This window comes from Dietzia sp. NCCP-2495 (assembly GCF_026011735.1).
GTDB lineage: Bacteria > Actinomycetota > Actinomycetes > Mycobacteriales > Mycobacteriaceae > Dietzia.
The window spans coordinates 33,256-49,523 of sequence record NZ_BRVN01000008.1 but is presented as its reverse complement, the minus strand read 5'-3'; the positions used below and the strand labels follow the sequence as shown (position 1 = coordinate 49,523).

16 protein-coding genes and 1 pseudogene are annotated in these 16,268 nt (G+C 68.8%); 4 read left to right on the top strand and 13 right to left on the bottom strand.

Annotated elements, in window-relative coordinates; all coding sequences use genetic code 11:
- Positions 1 to 2: 2 nt before the first annotated feature.
- The 4 genes from OPF83_RS09040 to OPF83_RS09025 form a co-directional block, all read right to left on the bottom strand.
- Positions 3 to 764 (bottom strand): SDR family NAD(P)-dependent oxidoreductase, encoded by a 762-nt coding sequence (locus tag OPF83_RS09040; protein ID WP_264887174.1) that lies wholly within the window; start codon positions 762 to 764, stop codon positions 3 to 5.
- A 74-nt stretch (positions 765 to 838) separates the two neighbouring features.
- Positions 839 to 1,915, bottom strand: a complete 1,077-nt coding sequence (locus tag OPF83_RS09035; RefSeq protein WP_264887084.1) for a phosphotransferase family protein — start codon at positions 1,913 to 1,915, stop codon at positions 839 to 841.
- An 82-nt stretch (positions 1,916 to 1,997) separates the two neighbouring features.
- Positions 1,998 to 3,368 carry an MFS transporter gene (locus OPF83_RS09030; RefSeq protein WP_264887082.1) on the bottom strand — a complete coding sequence of 457 codons (1,371 nt, stop codon included), beginning with the start codon at positions 3,366 to 3,368 and terminating at the stop codon, positions 1,998 to 2,000.
- A 6-nt stretch (positions 3,369 to 3,374) separates the two neighbouring features.
- On the bottom strand, positions 3,375 to 5,063 hold the full coding sequence (locus tag OPF83_RS09025; RefSeq protein ID WP_264887080.1) for a class I adenylate-forming enzyme family protein: 1,689 nt from the start codon (positions 5,061 to 5,063) through the stop codon (positions 3,375 to 3,377).
- Positions 5,064 to 5,205: 142 nt separating this feature from the next.
- Here OPF83_RS09025 and OPF83_RS09020 point away from each other — a divergent pair, with 142 nt between their 5' ends.
- Positions 5,206 to 5,808 (top strand): TetR/AcrR family transcriptional regulator, encoded by a 603-nt coding sequence (locus tag OPF83_RS09020; RefSeq protein WP_264887078.1) that lies wholly within the window; start codon positions 5,206 to 5,208, stop codon positions 5,806 to 5,808.
- Positions 5,809 to 5,842: 34 nt separating this feature from the next.
- On the opposite strand, the gene OPF83_RS09015 is transcribed toward OPF83_RS09020, so the two are convergent.
- On the bottom strand, positions 5,843 to 6,574 hold the full coding sequence (locus OPF83_RS09015) for a LysR family transcriptional regulator substrate-binding protein (RefSeq protein WP_264887076.1): 732 nt from the start codon (positions 6,572 to 6,574) through the stop codon (positions 5,843 to 5,845).
- 308 nt (positions 6,575 to 6,882) lie between these two features.
- Here OPF83_RS09015 and OPF83_RS17480 point away from each other — a divergent pair.
- The 3 genes and pseudogenes from OPF83_RS17480 to OPF83_RS09005 form a co-directional block, all read left to right on the top strand.
- Positions 6,883 to 7,107 (top strand): annotated as a pseudogene (locus OPF83_RS17480) (nitroreductase family deazaflavin-dependent oxidoreductase); the annotation flags it as partial.
- Positions 7,108 to 7,279: 172 nt separating this feature from the next.
- Entirely contained in the window at positions 7,280 to 7,741 is a 462-nt protein-coding gene (locus OPF83_RS09010; protein ID WP_264887074.1) for a MaoC family dehydratase, read from the top strand.
- A 105-nt stretch (positions 7,742 to 7,846) separates the two neighbouring features.
- A complete protein-coding gene (locus OPF83_RS09005; protein ID WP_264887072.1) occupies positions 7,847 to 8,596 on the top strand; it encodes an SDR family NAD(P)-dependent oxidoreductase in 750 nt (249 codons plus the stop codon).
- Between the two features lie 73 nt (positions 8,597 to 8,669).
- Here OPF83_RS09005 and OPF83_RS09000 read toward each other — a convergent pair whose 3' ends face one another.
- The 8 genes from OPF83_RS09000 to OPF83_RS08965 form a co-directional block, all read right to left on the bottom strand.
- Positions 8,670 to 9,698, bottom strand: coding sequence for an MBL fold metallo-hydrolase (locus OPF83_RS09000; protein WP_264887070.1), 1,029 nt, complete (start codon positions 9,696 to 9,698; stop codon positions 8,670 to 8,672).
- Positions 9,695 to 10,021, bottom strand: coding sequence for an EthD family reductase (locus OPF83_RS08995; protein WP_264887068.1), 327 nt, complete (start codon positions 10,019 to 10,021; stop codon positions 9,695 to 9,697). The genes OPF83_RS09000 and OPF83_RS08995 overlap by 4 nt, the downstream gene beginning before the upstream one ends.
- A 147-nt stretch (positions 10,022 to 10,168) precedes the next feature.
- Positions 10,169 to 10,783: a TetR/AcrR family transcriptional regulator gene (locus OPF83_RS08990; RefSeq protein ID WP_264887067.1), complete on the bottom strand. Its 615-nt coding sequence runs from the start codon at positions 10,781 to 10,783 to the stop codon at positions 10,169 to 10,171.
- A 95-nt stretch (positions 10,784 to 10,878) separates the two neighbouring features.
- The gene (locus tag OPF83_RS08985) at positions 10,879 to 12,381 is read right to left on the bottom strand and encodes a class I adenylate-forming enzyme family protein (protein WP_264887066.1); all 1,503 of its coding nucleotides are present in this window, start codon (positions 12,379 to 12,381) and stop codon (positions 10,879 to 10,881) included.
- A 47-nt stretch (positions 12,382 to 12,428) separates the two neighbouring features.
- The gene (locus OPF83_RS08980) at positions 12,429 to 13,508 is read right to left on the bottom strand and encodes an alcohol dehydrogenase catalytic domain-containing protein (RefSeq protein WP_264887064.1); all 1,080 of its coding nucleotides are present in this window, start codon (positions 13,506 to 13,508) and stop codon (positions 12,429 to 12,431) included.
- Entirely contained in the window at positions 13,505 to 14,269 is a 765-nt protein-coding gene (locus OPF83_RS08975) for an SDR family NAD(P)-dependent oxidoreductase (RefSeq protein ID WP_264887062.1), read from the bottom strand. Before OPF83_RS08975 ends, OPF83_RS08980 begins: the two co-directional genes overlap by 4 nt.
- Positions 14,269 to 15,033 (bottom strand): SDR family NAD(P)-dependent oxidoreductase, encoded by a 765-nt coding sequence (locus OPF83_RS08970; protein WP_264887060.1) that lies wholly within the window; start codon positions 15,031 to 15,033, stop codon positions 14,269 to 14,271. Before OPF83_RS08970 ends, OPF83_RS08975 begins: the two co-directional genes overlap by 1 nt.
- Entirely contained in the window at positions 15,030 to 16,253 is a 1,224-nt protein-coding gene (locus tag OPF83_RS08965; RefSeq protein ID WP_264887058.1) for an acyl-CoA dehydrogenase family protein, read from the bottom strand. Before OPF83_RS08965 ends, OPF83_RS08970 begins: the two co-directional genes overlap by 4 nt.
- Positions 16,254 to 16,268 lie beyond the last annotated feature (15 nt).

Sequence of the window (16,268 nt, the reverse complement as noted above, 5' to 3'; positions counted from 1 at the left end):
GGTCAGTGCAGGGTCATGCCACCGTCCACGACGAGGGTCGTACCGGTGACGAACGAGGAGGCGTCGGAGGCGAGGAACAGCAGGGCGGCGTCCAGCTCCGGCTGGAGACCGAGCCGGCCGAAGATCGTGCTACCGGTGATGTCGGCGAGCATCTGCTCGGGGATCTCGTCGGTCATCTCGGAGGCGAAGTAGCCGGGAGCGAGTGAGTTGACCCGGATCCCGCGGCGCGAACCCCACTGCGAGGCCAGGTCGCGGGTCAGGCCCATCACCGCGGCCTTGGTGGCGGAGTACGCGGCCTGCGGTGCGAACCCGGCGGTCAGTCCCAGCACGCTCGCCACGTTGACGATGCTCGAGCCCGGCTCCATGACCGCCGCGCACTCCTTGGCCGCCCAGTACGCCCCGTTCAGGTTCACGTCCACGACCGAGCGGAACTGGTCAGGGGTCTCCTTGAGCGCGGGCACCGCGGTGCCGAGGCCGGCGTTGTTGACCAGCACGTCCACCCGGCCGTGCTCGTCCATCGTCGCGCGGACCATCTCGGCACACGAGGCGGGGTCGGCGACGTCGCAGGCCACGGTCGAGGCCGTACCGCCGCGGGAGCGCAGTTCCTCGGCGAGCGCCTCGAGGCGGTCCTTGCGACGTGCGGCGAGCACGACCGTCGCACCGGCGGAGGACAGCGCGCGGGCGAACCCTGCGCCCAGGCCCGACGAGGCGCCGGTGATCACCACGACGCGGCCGTCCATGCGGAAGCGGTCCAACACGGGCACGGCGGTCTGGGGGCCGGTACGGGGATCGACCGGCGCGGAGCCGGTGGTGGCGGGAGTAGTGGTGCCAGTGTCGGTCATGAAGAGGTCCCCTTCCGGGAGTCGAGGATCGAGTGGCCGTGGTCGACCAGGTCGCGGATCTGCGGTCCGATGTCACCGAAGTCCTGGCCGGCCATGTCGCCGGCGAGCGAACGGGTGGCCACGCCCTGCGCGATGGCCGCGAACTTGAAGGTGGCGAACGCCAGGTACCAGGGCATCTCTGACGGATCGGTGCCGGTCGCCGCGCAGTAGCGCTCGAGTAGGCGGTCCGGGCCGGGCCAGCCGGTTTCGGTGGTGAGCGACGGGATCAGCGGGACCGTCGGTCCGTCGGGATCGCCCCAGTACAGGACCGTCTGCGCGAGGTCCGCGACGGGATCGCCGAGGGTCGACAGCTCCCAGTCGAGGATCGCGAGGATCCTGCCGGGGTCGGACGGGTCCACGACGTAGTTGTCCAGGCGGTAGTCGCCGTGGGTGATCCGGGACGACGGCGAGGTGGGCATGCTCTCGCCGAGACGGGCGGCCAGTTCCGCCAGGCGGTCCGTGCGGACGGACTCGTGGGCCTTCTCTGACTGCCCCAGCCAGCGACGCAGCTGCCGCTCGAGATAGCCGTCCGGGCGACCGAGATCCCCCAGTCCGACGGCGTCCTGGTCGACGGAATGGAGCGCCACCAGGGCGTCGATCTGCGCGTCGGCCATGGCGGCCTTGTCGTCGTCGGACCCGGCGAAGCCCGCCGGTAGCTCGTCACGGATGACGTGGCCGACCACCTTCTCCATCACGTAATACGGAACGCCCAGGTCCTCGCCGGTGGTCTCGTTGAGCAGCACCTGCGCGACCGGTACGTCGGTGGGGCCGAGGCCGAGCTGGATGCGCGCCTCGCGCTCCATGTCGTGGGCACTGGGGAGGAGCTTGCCCGTGGGCGGACGGCGGAGGATGACCTCGCCGGCGTCCGAGCGGAGGGTGAACGTGAGGTTGGACTTGCCGCCGGCGATGAGCTCGGCGGAGAAATCCTTCCAGGACTCGTCGCCGGTGGCCTCGGCGAGCCGGGGGCCCACCAGATCCGGGCTTAGTAGGTCCGCGATGGGCAGGTCCTCGTGCTCTGACGGTGATGTGGTCATTGCTCGATCCTCGTCGTAGATGGTCGATCGGGTGGTGGAGCAGGACCCGACCGGCCACCGGGTGGCCGGTCGGGTGAGCGGATCAGTTGCTACCGACCTTGTGCAGGTCGCTGCCGCGGGTCTCCTTCATGACGGCCGTGGCGATGATCGTGCACACGCACAGGAAGACGATGTAGGCGCTGATCAGCCAGTACAGGTCCCACTGGATGAACTGGGCGTTGAGGTACGGGGCGCTGCCGCCGAACACGGCGACGGACAACGAGTACGCGAAACCGATGCCAGCCGAGCGCATCTTGGTGGGGAACGCCTCGGACATGAACGAGGAGAGGATCGACCCGGCCGCCGCGACGAGGGTCATGGCGATCAGGGAGGTCACGAACAGCGTCCACGGCTGATCGCTGATCATCCCCATGAGGAACGGCGTGGTGATGATGGTGCCCACGGCGAAGATGAAGATCACCGGGCGGCGACCGATCTTGTCCGACAGCAGGCCCCACAACGGCAGGGTGCACAGCGCGATGAGCTGGCTGCCGAAGATCATCCAGAAGGCGGAGCCGGCGTCCATGTCACGCTGCGTGATGGCGAAGGTGGAGGCGTACGAGCTCCACGTGTAGTGCGCGACGGTGATGCCGGAGACCATGGCCACGACGAGCCCGATCGCGCCGGCCATACGGCCGCGGGAGAAGGTCGTCACGACCGTGTCCGCAGACACGTCCTTATCGCCGGACTCGACGGCCTCGGCGGTGTCGAAGACCTCCGACTCCTCCATGCTGCGACGCAGGTAGAGGACGAAGAGGGCGAACAACGCGCCGATCAGGAACGGGATCCGCCAGCCCCACTCGCCCACAGCGGACTCGGACATCAGCGCGGTGATGCCACCGCCGATGCCGTAGGCGATCACGGTGCCGCCCATGATGGCGACGAACACCAGGCTGCCCCACATGCCGCGGCGGTGCGGCGGCGCGATCTCGGCGACATAGCTGTACGCGGTCGCCGACTCGCCGCCGTGGGCGAAGCCCTGGATCATCCGTGACAGGAGCAGGAGCGCCGACGCGGCGATGCCGATCGACTCGTAGCTCGGCAGCACACCGATCAGCAGGCTCGCTCCGGCCATCATCAGCATGGTCACGATGAGGACGTGCTTGCGGCCCTTGACGTCGGCGATGCGGCCGAAGACGATGCCGCCGAGCGGGCGCATGAGGAACCCGACGGCGAAGACGGCGAAGGTCGCGAGCAGCGCCGAGACCGGGTTGGCGTCGTTGAACATCGCCGCGGCGATGAACGGGGCGAACACCGCGTAGGCGGTCCATTCGTACCATTCGAAGAGCTGGCCGGTGGTGCTCGCGACCAGTGATCTGACGGCATTCCGGTTGCCTTTGCCGGGCCGGGCCGCGGCCGCAGCGGAGCCGCTGCCCTGCGCGGCTCCGTGAGAGTCTGTGTAGACCTCGGTCATGGTGTTCTAGTTCCCTTCGGAAGAGTGTGAGGGGGTGGCTGGGGTGTTGTCGTCGCGCAGTTCGCGGCGACGGATCTTGCCCGTCTGTGTCTTGGGGAGTTCGCCGAGGAGATGGATCTCCGACGGCCTCTTGTAGGCGGCGAGCCGCTCGGAGGCGAAAGCGACCAACTCGTCCGGTGTGGCGGCGTGTCCGGCCTTGAGGGAGACGAACGCGACCACCTTCTCTCCGCGGTACTCGTCGGGCAGACCGACGACCGCCGCTTCGAACACCGCCTCGTGCTCGTACAGTGCGTCCTCGACCTCTCGAGGCCAGACCTTGTACCCGGAGGCGTTGATCTGGTCCTTGAGGCGGTCTACGAGGTACACCCACCCGTCTGCGTCCATCACGGCGACATCCCCGGTATGGAGTCGGCCACCGGGCATGGTCGACGCGGTGGCCGCCTCGTTCCGCCAGTACCCGGAGACGATCTGCGGACCGGACAGTACGAGTTCACCCTGTTCACCAGGGGCGACCCGGTCCCCGTCCGGACCGACGACCTCCGCGTCGATCCCGGGGAGCGGCACGCCGATGGACAGGGTGCCGCTGGCCTGGTCGACGGGTGCGCGGCGCCCGAGAGGTACCGCGACGACCCCGGAAGTCGTCTCCGTCATGCCGTAGGCGTTGTGGATGTAGTGGCCGAACCGTTCCTCAAACCGTTCGACTGTCGACGGTGGGATGGGCGCCCCACCGCTGTAGAGGCTCTTGACGGAGGCGAAGTGTTCAGGGCCCGCTTCGTCTAGGCGCATGAGTGCGTTGTAGGCGGTGATTGAACCGATCGTGTACGTCACACGGTGTTCGGCGAACGCGTCGAGGATGACCTCAGGCCGGAACCGGCCGGCAAAGACGAGAGTCGTGTCGCTGATCAGGCCGAGCGTCGCGTTGATGACCGCGCCCGTGATGTGGAACAGCGGGGCGATGGCGAGGACCACGTCGCCCGGGACCACTCCGACGAATTCGCCGAAGCTGCGGGCCACGGCCACCACATTCGCGTGCGAGTTCATCGCACCCTTGGGCGGACCGGTGGTGCCCGAGGTGTAGGTCAACAGCGCCAGGTCGTCCGGCGCGATCTCGGCCGGCGTCGGCGCCTGCCCCTCGAACCGGGTGATCGCCTCGACCAGGTCGCCGTCCGTGGAAGGGGCGGCCTTCTCCGTGTCCTGGTAGACGCGGGGGTCGTCACGCGTCTGCAGGTCGCGCTCGCTGGTGCTGAGGATCCAGGCCACGGCGGTACCGGTGACGGCTTCGCGGATCGCGGGCACGTCACGGTCCGTCGCGATCACGCCGACGGCGCCCGAATCCTCGACTGGAAGCCGCAGTTCTCGCCCGAAGTACATGGGGTTGAGCACTACCGCCGCCGCCCCGATCTTCCACAGTGCCAGCATCGCCAGGGCGTACTGGGGAATGTTCTGCAGATGGATCCCCACGCGGTCCCCCGCCCCGACACCGCGATCCTGGAGCGCTACGGCGAGTGCGTCCGACTGTGCGTCCACCTCACGCGTGGTCAGAGCTGTGTCGAAGTAGGCGATAGCGCGGCCGTCGGGGTTCGCGTCGACGCGACGGCGCCAGGCATCCACGATCGTCGAGGGCCGCGACACCACGTCCTCGTCTAGCCCCGGGCGGTACAGCTCCCGCCAGGGCCGTGATCCCGTGCTGCTCATTCCCAACCTCCGTTTCGCCTTTCGGCCCGACACGTTCCCGACCGAACGATCGCTCGGTGTGACATAGTGTTACCCACACCACATGGAGTGTCAACCCTGGGGGTACCGCGGGACCACAACGACCGACGAGGAGAATGGACGCATGGACAACTGGCGAGAATTCGGCCCCGACGGGCTGTCCCCGCCGCTTCGTGCCGCGCTCGAGGTGTTCGCCCGGCACGGGTACCACGGGGCGTCGATCCGGATGATCGCCGAGACCGCGGGACTCTCGGTTCCCGGCCTGTATCACCACTACAAGTCCAAGCAGGCGATCCTGGCCGCGGTGGTCGACGCCGCGATGGCCGAGATGCTCGCGCACACCGCGGCTGCCGCCGAGGACGCCGGCCATTCCCCCACGACCAGATTCTCGAACGTGGTGGAATGCCTCGCCCGGTTCCACATGGCACGGCGCGACCACGCCTTCGTGGCCTCGACCGAGATGCGCAGCATGGACGCGGACGTCCGAGCCCACCATGTCGCCCAACGCGACTTACAGCAGGCGATGATCGAGCAGGCGATCCGTGCGGGCGTCGACGCCGGCGAATTCACGTGCGAGCATCCCGAGGACACAGCGCGTGCCATCGCCTCGCTCTGCGTCTCCATCGCGTCCTGGTACAGGCCCGACGGTCCGCTGTCCGCCGACGACGTGGTGGCCCGTCACCTCGAGTTCGCCCTGGCCATGGTCGGCGCCCCCGGCGCTCGCTGAGCGGGCTTCGCCGCGCCTGCGACGATGCTCGTCCTCAGCGCGACCGTCGGCCAGTCGAGCGGCCGCCCCGTGCGGACCGGCCGCTGGTTCCGCCACCAACCTTTCCCGAACGTTCAGCACGGGCCTGCGCCTTGGCCGCGGCCTTCTCTCTCGCCGTCCGCTTCTCCCGCGGCGCGTCAGACCCGCCACGCGAACTCGCCGCCTTGCGGCCACGGACGATGCCGACGAACTCGTCGATCAGCACATCCCCCTCACGCTTCGAGGACCACGCCACGCCCATCCGCGTGGCGGGCACACCCTCCAGCGGACGGATCACCACGTCGCGCCGACTGAGCGACCGTGCATACGGGAGCGGCAGGACCAGGAGCCCGACATTCGCCGCCACCAGATCGACCGCGGAGGCGACCTCGTCCGGAGATGCGACAAGTGTGTCCACCGGATCGAGCCAGGTCTCACCCTCCAGATCGTCCTTCGTCAGCGAGTCGAACGCTCCCAGTTCATGGTCCTTCTCCGCGAGAACCGCCATCGTCTCGGTGTACAACGGCACCCGCAGCAGGCCTTCCGGCGCCGTGCGTGAATCGTCGGCGGACTCGCGGAAGAACACCACGTCGAAACCGTTCTCCCCCGCAGTATGGGCAAGGTCCGTCCGCGGATCACCCACTCGTCTCGCGGCCACCGGGATGTCGGGGTGCCGCTCACGCCAGCGGGTCAGCCACTTGTCGGGCTGCACGCCCGGGACGTACCCAATCGTCAATCCCTGCCGCATCGGACCGACTCCCGGCCTCGCATCCACCCTGTCACCCGAGTTCACCCTGAGTACGGTATCCCGCCCCGGGCGCTGGCGACCATCACCGCCGGCGAATCCGTGGTCGCGCCCCGCCACTGGTCGCGCCCCGCCGCCGATGGTGCGACCGTGGGTGCATGGACCTCTCCCCCAGCGGAATCGGGCTGGCAGTACTGCGGAACCGACACACGGCAGGGGCGCCTATCCACCTCTACCGGTGGGGACTCGGGGGCATACTCGGGAATCGACTGATGCTCCTCGAGCACACGGGGTGATCATCGGGCAGGCCGCGATTCGTCTGCCTGGAGGTGATCGATCGCCCGGCCCCCGACCGGCTACTCGTCGCCAGCGGCTTCGGGCATGCCTCACAGTGGTACCGGAATCTCCGCGCTACCCCGACGTGCTTCATCAGTACCGGACGCCTTCGCCGCCACCCGGCAACAGCGACGATGCTCCCCGCGGACCAGTCGGCGCAGGCACTTGCCCGCTACCGGACAGATCACCCAGAGTCGTAGAGGTTCCTGGAAAGCGTGGTCTCGAAACACGGCGCAGTCCGACCCGCGGACATTCCGATCGTCGAGTTCCGGCTCGCCTGAGTTGCCGGACCCCATGCCCCTCACCCCGGGCGAGGTAGAGTTCTCGCAACCGAACTGAATTCAGTACTCGAAAACGGGAGCAAACCCACTCATGACCATCACCTTCCGAAACGTGGACGAGTTCAAGAACGCCGCCGGCACCGACCTCGGCGCGGGCGACTGGTTCACCATCACCCAGAATCGGATCAACGCGTTCGCGGACACCACCGAAGACCACCAGTGGATCCATGTCGACACGGAACGGGCGGCCGCCTCAGAGCTCGGCTCCACCGTCGCCCACGGCTATCTCACCCTGTCACTGATCCCCCGACTCAGCTCCGACTTGTTCACGTTCGACGCCGCAGGTCGGGCGATCAACTACGGGCTCGATAAGGTGCGGTTCCCGTCGTTCGTCCGGCCGGGCTCCCGACTTCGGGCCCGTGGCAGTGTGGAGTGGACGCGCGAGATCGATCACGGCGGCGTGCTCGGCTGCGTCCGGTACACGATCGAAATCGAGGGGCAAGACTCCCCCGCATGCGTGGCCGACGCTCTCATGGTGGCATTTCCCGCCTGAGCTGCGGACCATCATCGTATACTGAACCGAGTTCGATTCATGCGCGCCTCGCGGTCCCGACCGCACCCGCACCGCGCCGAATCGCACGCTACCGAGAGGGCACTCATGGAACGCTTCACCGATCGGATCGTCCTGGTCACGGGCGCCACCGGAGGGATTGGCACCGAGATCTGCGCACGTCTCGCCAGTGAGGGCGCCGTCATCGTGGCCGCCGACCTCGCCGGCTCCCAGGTCGCCGACCTGACCGCCTCACTCCCCGCCCGCGGTCATCTCGCACTAGAACTCGACGTGTCATCGGAGGATGGCTGGATCGCGGCCGTTGAGCGCACCCTCGAGGTCCACGGTCGGATCGACGCCCTGGTCAACAACGCGGCGATCGGCAGCATCAAATCTGTCGAGGACGAGTCGCCGGAGCACTGGCAGCGCGTGATCGACGTGGACCAGACCGGCGTATGGCTCGGGATGAAGCACGCCGGGGCGGCGATCGAGCGCACCGGCGGCGGCGCGATCGTCAATGTGTGCTCGATCCTCGGCAGCGTCGGCGGCTTCGGCAACAGTTTCGCCTACCACGCCGCCAAGGGCGCGGTGCGGACCATGACCAAGAACGCCGCGCTGCACTGGGCCACCAAAGGCGTCCGGGTGAACTCCCTACACCCGGGCTTCATCGAGACCCTGCAGTTACTCGAGCGGTACGAGGGATCCGAACGACATCGCGGGATGCTCGCCAACACCCCCATGGGCCGGCTCGGAACCCCCGCCGAGATCGCGGGCTGCGTCGCGTTCCTCGCCAGCGACGACGCCGGCTTCATGACCGGAGCGGAGGTCTACGCCGACGGCGGGTGGACCGCACGCTGAGGGCTCCCTCCCGCTTCGGTGGGTGGCCCGCAGACGCCTTCAGGAGGATTCGGTGGGCAGCCCGCATACGCCGTCAGGAGGCGATGAAGTGCTGCGCCTCGCCCACCACCCGGTCGACTGTGGCCTGTCCCCGCGCGACCAGCACGTCGAGGTGCGCCATGGTCTCGCAGATCGCGATCATCTGGTTGAAGTCGTCGAGCTCGGAGAAACGGCGTTCCCGGCGCGTCCACGGGAGCGCGGTGGCCACGCCGAGACCAGTGACCCCCGGGGTCGCGAGCAGGACCCGACGGGTGGCGTCGAGCCGCAAATCGTGATGGTCGAGCAGTTCGCGCACGCGCGCGTGCACGCTTCCACCGACCACGCCGTGGGCCGGGAGCATGACCGAATCGGGTCGATCCAGCATCGCGGCGAGCGAGGTCAGGTAGTCCCCGAGCGGGTTGTCCCACCCTCCGAGCTCGAACCCGATCGACGGGGTGATGCGTGGCAGCACGTGATCACCGGTGAAGGTCACCCCGAGACCGGTGTCGTCAAAGACCAGATGCCCCTTGGTGTGGCCCGACGTCACGGTGGCCCGCATCTCGCGCCCCGCGACCGAAACCGGGCCCTGCTCCGTCCACTCGTCGGGAAGTTCCCAGTCCCGCTCGAACCAGTCGTCCTCGAGCCCCCGGGCCAGGGCGGTCTCGGCGACGCCGGGAGCACCGCCGCGCCGGAGCTGCTCGAGCGAATCCATGGGCACGGCGTTCGCCAGGTCGCGGAGCACGGTGAGTCCGGGCTCCTCCGCGCGGCCGAGGTGGATGCGCGACCCGACTCGTCTGCGCAGCTCGGGCCCCATCGTGTAGTGATCCCGATGGATATGCGTGACGTGGACGTCCGTGATGTCCTCGAGCGCCGCACCGACGGACGCGAGTCCCTCCCGGAGGATCTCCAGATTTCCCGGGACGTTCCATCCCGCATCGATCAGCGACACGCCCTCGTCACCGCGGACAACGTAGACGTTGATGGCCCGCAGGCCGTCCTGCGGCATAGGCAGGGGGATCCGGTAGACCGAGTCGGCCACCTGGTAGCACCCGACCTCGGCCCAGTCCGACCCCTGCGAGGTCACGGTCCCGGGACCATGATCTGCTCTTCGCCCATCACCATGATGGCGCGACCTCCCATGGACCCCACGTGTTCGGCGGCCTTGGCCCACTCCGGACTCTTCAGCATCTCCTCGTACGCCTCCTTCGAGTCGAAGGACAGCACGGACACCCCGTCCCACCCCTGTGAGTGCCGGTTGGGACCGGTCTCCTTGACAGCGGTGTGGGACCAGCGACGCAGCCCGGGCAGTGGGTAGGTCACGTCGGCGTGCTCGCCGCGCCACCACTCGATGAACTGCTCGTGGGTCCATTCACTCGGCCTGGATGCCATGACGATCAGGTTGTACATCACTTCTCCGAACTTGAATTCACTTCAGACACTAAGGGCAAAGTACCACCCCGACGTTCCCGCCGGGGTGGATCAGACTTCCGGGTGGGTGAGATGCCGGGGTGGATCAGACTGCGGGGTGGGTGAGATCGCCGGGACGGCTCGGGCTCAGTGCACCAGTCGCAGGCAGGCGCTGGTGACCGAATCCGCGATCTCGGGGAGCTTCCGCGATCCGCCGGGACGGTACCAACTCCACACCGAGTTGATGAGTCCCAGCACGAACCGGCCGAGCTCCTTCTCGTCGCGCCTCGGGAACTCCCCCGAGTCCATTCCCCGCCCGAGCAGGTCGCTCCAGTTCTTCTCCACCACGCGCACCAGCTCGCGTGCACGGACCCGCACCTCTTCCTCGCGGGCGGACGACCGGGGCGTCGCCAACATGTCGATGTGGTCGAGGAGGATCCGGGCCGACAGAGCTTCACTCTCCGTGATGTCGTAGGCACTCGCGACCGCCGCCCGCAGGGCGGTGTCGGCATCGGCCGAACCCTCGACCGCGGCCTCGAATCTCTCGCGATACCGCTCGAGCTCCGAACTCATGATGGTGAGCAGGCAGTGCGCCTTGGACTCGAAGTAGTGGTACAGCGCGGTCTGGCCGATCCCCACGTCCTGCGCGACCGTCGCCCACTTGGTGTGTTCGTACCCGACACTGCCGAAGTGCGCCACGGCCGCGTCAAGAATGACCGTGCGCTTGGAACGCGGACTCTCGGTTTTCGTCGCGACCGCCATGCGTCACTCCCCCATACTCGGTGTACTTTCCTGGAAATTGTATAAAACTGACTTCAGATCACACCATATCGGCTATAGCAGCCGCTCACGCCGTGTTACCCGGTTCCGCCGCCGGAGAGCGAGGCCGCGAGGGTCGCGGCACCCGCACGGTCGAGCTTGCCGACCCGCGACTGCGGGAGCGAGTCAACCTCGATCACGAACTCCGGCCATTTGAACTTCGGAAAGTCCGCGGCCTCGAGATCACGTCGGATCTCCTCCAGACCGGGCGCGCGACCGTCGGGCACGACCAGGGCGGCCGCCCGCTCTCCCAACACGGGGTCGGGCACGGGCACCACGCAGACCTGGTGGATGCCAGCGATTCCGGCAAGGGCCGCCTCGACCTCGTTGATGTCGATGTTGCGGCCGCCGCGGATAATGAGGTCCTTCTCGCGGCCCCGGATACTCACGCAGCCGTCGTCGAAAAGCACCGCGCGGTCACCGGTGGCGAGGAAGCCGTCCTCGGTGACGTCGGGCGCGACGGGCAGGCCCCCGCGCGCGTAGCCGAGGAACACAGATGGCCCCCGGACCTGGAGTGAGCCGATCTCGCCGGCGCCGAGGACGTTCCCCTTCTCGTCGACCACGCGGGACACGGTTCCCGGGAATGGCCGACCGTCGCGCCCGAGCCGCACCTCGACGTCGTCACCCGGCAGCGGCGTGGTGTGGCCGAGCGCCTCTGACATGCCGAACACCCGCAGGAACGTGGTCCCGAGCTTGGTCTCGGCCGAGTGCAGCGAATTCTGGTTCATCGGCCCGCCGCCGACGGTCATGGCCTTCATGGCCGACAGCGCGCCGTCGGCACCGTCGACGAGCGTGAGCTGCAGCGCCATCGTGGGCACGAGCATCGTCCAGGCGACCGCGTTGTCCCGCAGGAGCGCGACGGCGCGCTCCGGGTTCCACTTCGCGTCGGCCACCATGGCGCCCCCGAGCATCGCGGGCAGGTACATGCCGAAACAGATGGCCGCGGCGGAGGACAGCGGGACGAGCGCACCGATCGCGTCGCCGGGTTCCAGTCCCACCGCTTCGATCGTCGACTGTCCGGCGTAGCGCAGGGCGTCCTCGGTCTGGATGACGCACTTGGGCCGACCGGTCGAGCCGGAGGTCATGGCCGCCACCGCGCCGCCCTTCCACCGCTCGACGCCGCGGGAGGAGCTGTCGGCCGGCCCGTAGACCTCCCAGCCGGCCAGTGCGTTGCCGGCGAGGACGAAACCGTGCCCGGCCAGGTCCCAGACCTCGCCCAGGGGTCCGTCGGCCACCACCACATCGGGCTGGAGGTCCTCCATCGCGATGTCGAACTCCGACTTGTTCGCGTGTCCGCTCATCACGCCGAGCAGGCCACCTGTCAGGCCCACCGCGATCGCGGCGGCGACGGTGCGCCAGGAGTTGTCGGCGCGGATCAGCACGGTGGCGGGGCCGTCGGTCGCGGCCTCCAGCACGCGGGCGAGTTCGCGGGCGGCCTCGGCCACCTCGGCGGTCGTGTGGGTGCCCTCCCCGTCGACGACAGCGATGGCGTCGGGGGTTCGCGTTGCACGTTCGGTGACGTCCCGGGCCAGCTGCTTCATGGTCGCGTTCTCCTTGGATGGTGTGAGGGAATGTGGGTGATGTGGCGTTAGGGGACGACGACGAGGCGGCCCGCCGCCCGGCCGTGTCGCAGGTCCTCGTAGGCGTCCAGGACCTCATCGAGGCCCCGCGTCTCGACAACGGCGGACAGCGCACCGGTGGAGGCCAGGTCCATGACGTCCTGCAGGTGTCGGTGCGGGCCCCAGAAGGGCGCCTCGACGCGCCAGCCCCGCGGCAGCGAACCCTGCTTGTCGACGGTGAGATGGCCGCCGGCCGAGCCCACCACGACCAGGGTCGCCCCGGTCGCCATGAGTCCCGACGCGCTGTCCAGCGTCGGGGCGGCTCCGACGAAGTCCATGACCAGGTCGGCACCGGTGTCACCCGCGAGCTCTGCCACGAGCGCGGTGGCCTCGTCGACCGAGTCCACCGCGTGGTCAGCGCCCAGTCGTACGGCCAGCTCGCGAGCGGACGCCCGCGGGTCCACGCCGATCAGTACCGCCGGCTCACGCGCGGCGAGCAGCTGCACGGCGAGGTGGCCGAGTCCGCCGACGCCGATCACCACGACGATCGCGCCCGCCGGGTCCACAGGCTGGGACGTGACCGCGTGATAGGCGGTGAGAGCCGCGTCGGTCAACGGGGCCACCGCGGGTCCGGCCGCTGCGTCCACCTCGACGAGATGTCGCACGGACGGCACCAGCATGTAATCGGCCAGGCCGCCGTCGCGTCCGGTGCCGCACCCGATGGGGCCGGTGAGGGTCACGCAGTAGTTGTCGCGACCGGCCAGGCACTTGCGGCAGCTACCGCAGGACCACACGCCGTGGACCCCGCAGCTCCTCCCGAGCCAGCCGGCATCGGCGGCGTCGCCCACCTCGACGACCGTGCCCACGACCTCGTGGCCGAGGGTGAACGGCAGCTCGTATGGCAGCACACCCGGCGCGGCGTCCATGATGTGCAGGTCGGAATGGCACAGGCCCGCGGCGTCGACGCGCAGCAGCACCTGCCCCGGGCCGGGTCGCGGGACCGGGACACGGTCGAGGGTCGGCGCCGCGCCCCACTCGCTGAGCCGCAGGGCCCGCATCTCGAGTGGGGGTTCCGCCGCGGCAGCCGCACCCGTCGCCGTCGTCGTCATCTCGCCGTCCACCCACCGTCCACGGTGAGGACGTGCCCGGTGACATAACTGGAGGCGTCGGAGGCGAGGAACAGCACCGCGCCGTCCACCTCGCCCGCCCTGCCGCCCCGGCCGAGCATGGAGTTGCGGCGCACCCACCCGGCGGACTTGTCGTTGGTGAACAGTCCGTCGGTCATCTCCGTATCAAACCAGCCCGGGACCACCGCGTTGACACGGATCCCCCGCCGGCCCCACTGACCCGCGAGCTCGCGGGTCGTGCCGATCACGGCGGACTTGCTCGCCGCGTACCCGGCACCGCCAATCGGGGCGGTCGAGACGAGGCCGACCACCGACGAGATGTTGACGATCGACATGCCCCGGTCCTCCGGCAGTGCCGTCACGGCGGCCACCGAAAGATGGAAGCCGGACGTGAGGTTGACCCGCAGGATGTCGTCGAACTCCTCGGCGCTCTCGGTCAGCGCGTCCGGGGGGCCCGGCCGGCCGGCGTTGTTCACCAGGATGTCGACGCCGCCGTTGATCTCCGATGCCACGGCGACGAGGCGCTCGCGGTCGGCGGGCACGGTGATGTCGCACTCGACCGGGACCAGCCCAGGCAGATCAGCCGCGAGCGAGGCGAGCCGGTCGGCACGGCGGGCGGCGGCCACCACGGTGGCGCCCGCGGCGGCGAGGGTGCGGGCGAACCCGTCCCCCAGCCCGGAGGACGCTCCGGTCACCACGGCCACACGGCCGGTCAGGTCGAACATGTCCGCGGGGGTGGCCATCAGTAGACCGCCGTCCGACCGCCGTCGACCGGGATGAGTGCGCCGGTCGTGTAGCCCGCCTGGTCCGAGGCCAGGTGGACGACCATGCCGGCGAGCTCCTTCGGATCACCGAGGCGCCCGGCGGGGAGCCGGTTCACCACCAGGCCGAGGAACTCCTCATCCCAGTCCGCCGCCATGTCCGAGGCGAACGCGCCCGGCATGATGCAGTTGACCCGCACCGTCGGCGCGTACTCCTGGGCGAACGCCCGGGTCAGCGCGTTGAGCCCGTTCTTCGATGCCGCGTACGTGGCCTCCGGCGGGCTCGGACGCTCGGCGCCGATACTCGAGATGTTGATGATCGACCCGCCACCGGCGGTGACCATCCTGTCGCCGGCCACGGCCATGAGGCGGAATGGGCCCTTGAGGTTGACGTCGATCGTCTTGCTGAACAGTCCCTCGCTGACCTCGAGCGAGGACGGGGCGAGCGGCGCGATGCCGGCGTTGTTCACCACAACGTCGAGCGACCCGTGCTCGGCGACGATCGCGTCGACCGCCGGCTCGATCGCGTCCCAGTCGCCCACGTGCAGGGCGAGCGGGTGGGCCGTGGTGCCGGTGGCCTCGGTGATCTCCGCGGCCACCGCCTCGCAATGGTCCGTCTTACGGCTCGAGACGATGACAGTCGCGCCGGCCTCGGCGAGGGCGAACGCCGTGGCCTTTCCCAGCCCGCGGGTGGCGCCGGTGACCAGGGCGACCTTGCCGTCGAGAAGTCGGGGTGCGGTGCTCATCGCGCGTTCTCCTTCGAGGGGGTGTACTTCTTCAGTTCCAGACGCGCCATCGTGCGCAGGTGGACCTCGGACGGTCCGTCCGCGATCTGCAACGCGCGGGTCAGCGAGTAGAAGCGGCCGAGGATGTTGTCGTCACTGACGCCGGCGGCACCGTAGGTCTGCACCGCCCGGTCGACGACCCGGTGGGCGGTCTCCATGGCGCTGACCTTGATCGCGGCCACCTCGGAGCGGGCCGCGGCGTTGCCCTGGGTGTCCATGAGCCATGCCGCCTTGAAGGTGATGAGGCGGATCTGGTCGATCTCGATGCGGCTCCGCGCGATCCACTCCCGGATCACTCCGCGCTTGGCCAGCGGCTCGCCGAACGCCACGCGGTCGGTCGCGCGCTGGCACATCATCTCCAGCGCCCGCTCGGCGATGCCGATGGCGCGCATCGCGTAGTGCATACGACCGGGTCCGAGGCGCCCCTGGGCGATCGCGAAGCCTCCGCCCTCCTCACCGAGCATGTTCGACGCCGGGACGCGGACGTTCTCGAACAGGACCTCGCCGTGGCCGAGTCGATCGTGGTAGCCGAGCATCGGCAGGTCGCGCACAACCGTCACGCCGGGGGTGTCCATCGGGACGAGGATCATCGACTGCTGGCGGTACGTCGACTCATCAGGATCCGACTTGCCCATGACGATCATGAGCTTGCAGTCCGGGTCCAGCACGCCCGAGGCGTACCACTTGCGACCGTTGATGACGTACTCGTCGCGGTCGCGGAGGATGCTGGTCGAGATGTTTGTCGCGTCCGAGCTCGCGACATCCGGCTCGGTCATGGCGAACGCCGAACGGATCTCACAGTTCAGCAGCGGCTCGAGCCACTGCTTCTTCTGCTCCTCGGTCCCGTACAGCGCGAGGATCTCCATGTTCCCGGTGTCGGGGGCGGAGCAGTTGATCGCCTCGTTGCCGATGAGCGACCGGCCGACGATCTCGGCCAGCGGCGCGTACTCGAGATTCGTCAGGCTGGCGCCGAGGTCGCCGTGGGCCATGAAGAGGTTCCACAACCCCTGCTTGCGGGCGGTCTTCTGGAGGTCCCGCATGACCTGGGGCTGCTCGTGCGGATTGTCGTTCTCGGAGATCTGGCGGTCGTACACCTCCTCGGCGGGGAAGACATGTTCTTTCATGAACGTCTCGAGCTTGGCGGCGAGTTCCGCCGTGCGAGGGGTGAACGCGAAGTCCATGATCGTCTCTCGTTT

Bases quoted from the DNA above. Each gene is read 5' to 3' on its own strand.
- OPF83_RS08995 (WP_264887068.1), bottom strand. From the start codon at position 10,021: ATGTACAACCTGATCGTCATGGCATCCAGGCCGAGTGAATGGACCCAC.
- OPF83_RS09015 (WP_264887076.1), bottom strand. From the start codon at position 6,574: ATGCGGCAGGGATTGACGATTGGGTACGTCCCGGGCGTGCAGCCCGAC.
- OPF83_RS08990 (WP_264887067.1), bottom strand. From the start codon at position 10,783: ATGGCGGTCGCGACGAAAACCGAGAGTCCGCGTTCCAAGCGCACGGTC.
- OPF83_RS08975 (WP_264887062.1), bottom strand. From the start codon at position 14,269: ATGGCCACCCCCGCGGACATGTTCGACCTGACCGGCCGTGTGGCCGTG.
- OPF83_RS08980 (WP_264887064.1), bottom strand. From the start codon at position 13,508: ATGACGACGACGGCGACGGGTGCGGCTGCCGCGGCGGAACCCCCACTC.
- OPF83_RS09030 (WP_264887082.1), bottom strand. From the start codon at position 3,368: ATGACCGAGGTCTACACAGACTCTCACGGAGCCGCGCAGGGCAGCGGC.
- OPF83_RS09025 (WP_264887080.1), bottom strand. From the start codon at position 5,063: ATGAGCAGCACGGGATCACGGCCCTGGCGGGAGCTGTACCGCCCGGGG.
- OPF83_RS08965 (WP_264887058.1), bottom strand. From the start codon at position 16,253: ATGGACTTCGCGTTCACCCCTCGCACGGCGGAACTCGCCGCCAAGCTC.
- OPF83_RS09020 (WP_264887078.1), top strand. From the start codon at position 5,206: ATGGACAACTGGCGAGAATTCGGCCCCGACGGGCTGTCCCCGCCGCTT.
- OPF83_RS08985 (WP_264887066.1), bottom strand. From the start codon at position 12,381: ATGAAGCAGCTGGCCCGGGACGTCACCGAACGTGCAACGCGAACCCCC.
- OPF83_RS08970 (WP_264887060.1), bottom strand. From the start codon at position 15,033: ATGAGCACCGCACCCCGACTTCTCGACGGCAAGGTCGCCCTGGTCACC.
- OPF83_RS09005 (WP_264887072.1), top strand. From the start codon at position 7,847: ATGGAACGCTTCACCGATCGGATCGTCCTGGTCACGGGCGCCACCGGA.
- OPF83_RS09035 (WP_264887084.1), bottom strand. From the start codon at position 1,915: ATGACCACATCACCGTCAGAGCACGAGGACCTGCCCATCGCGGACCTA.
- OPF83_RS09010 (WP_264887074.1), top strand. From the start codon at position 7,280: ATGACCATCACCTTCCGAAACGTGGACGAGTTCAAGAACGCCGCCGGC.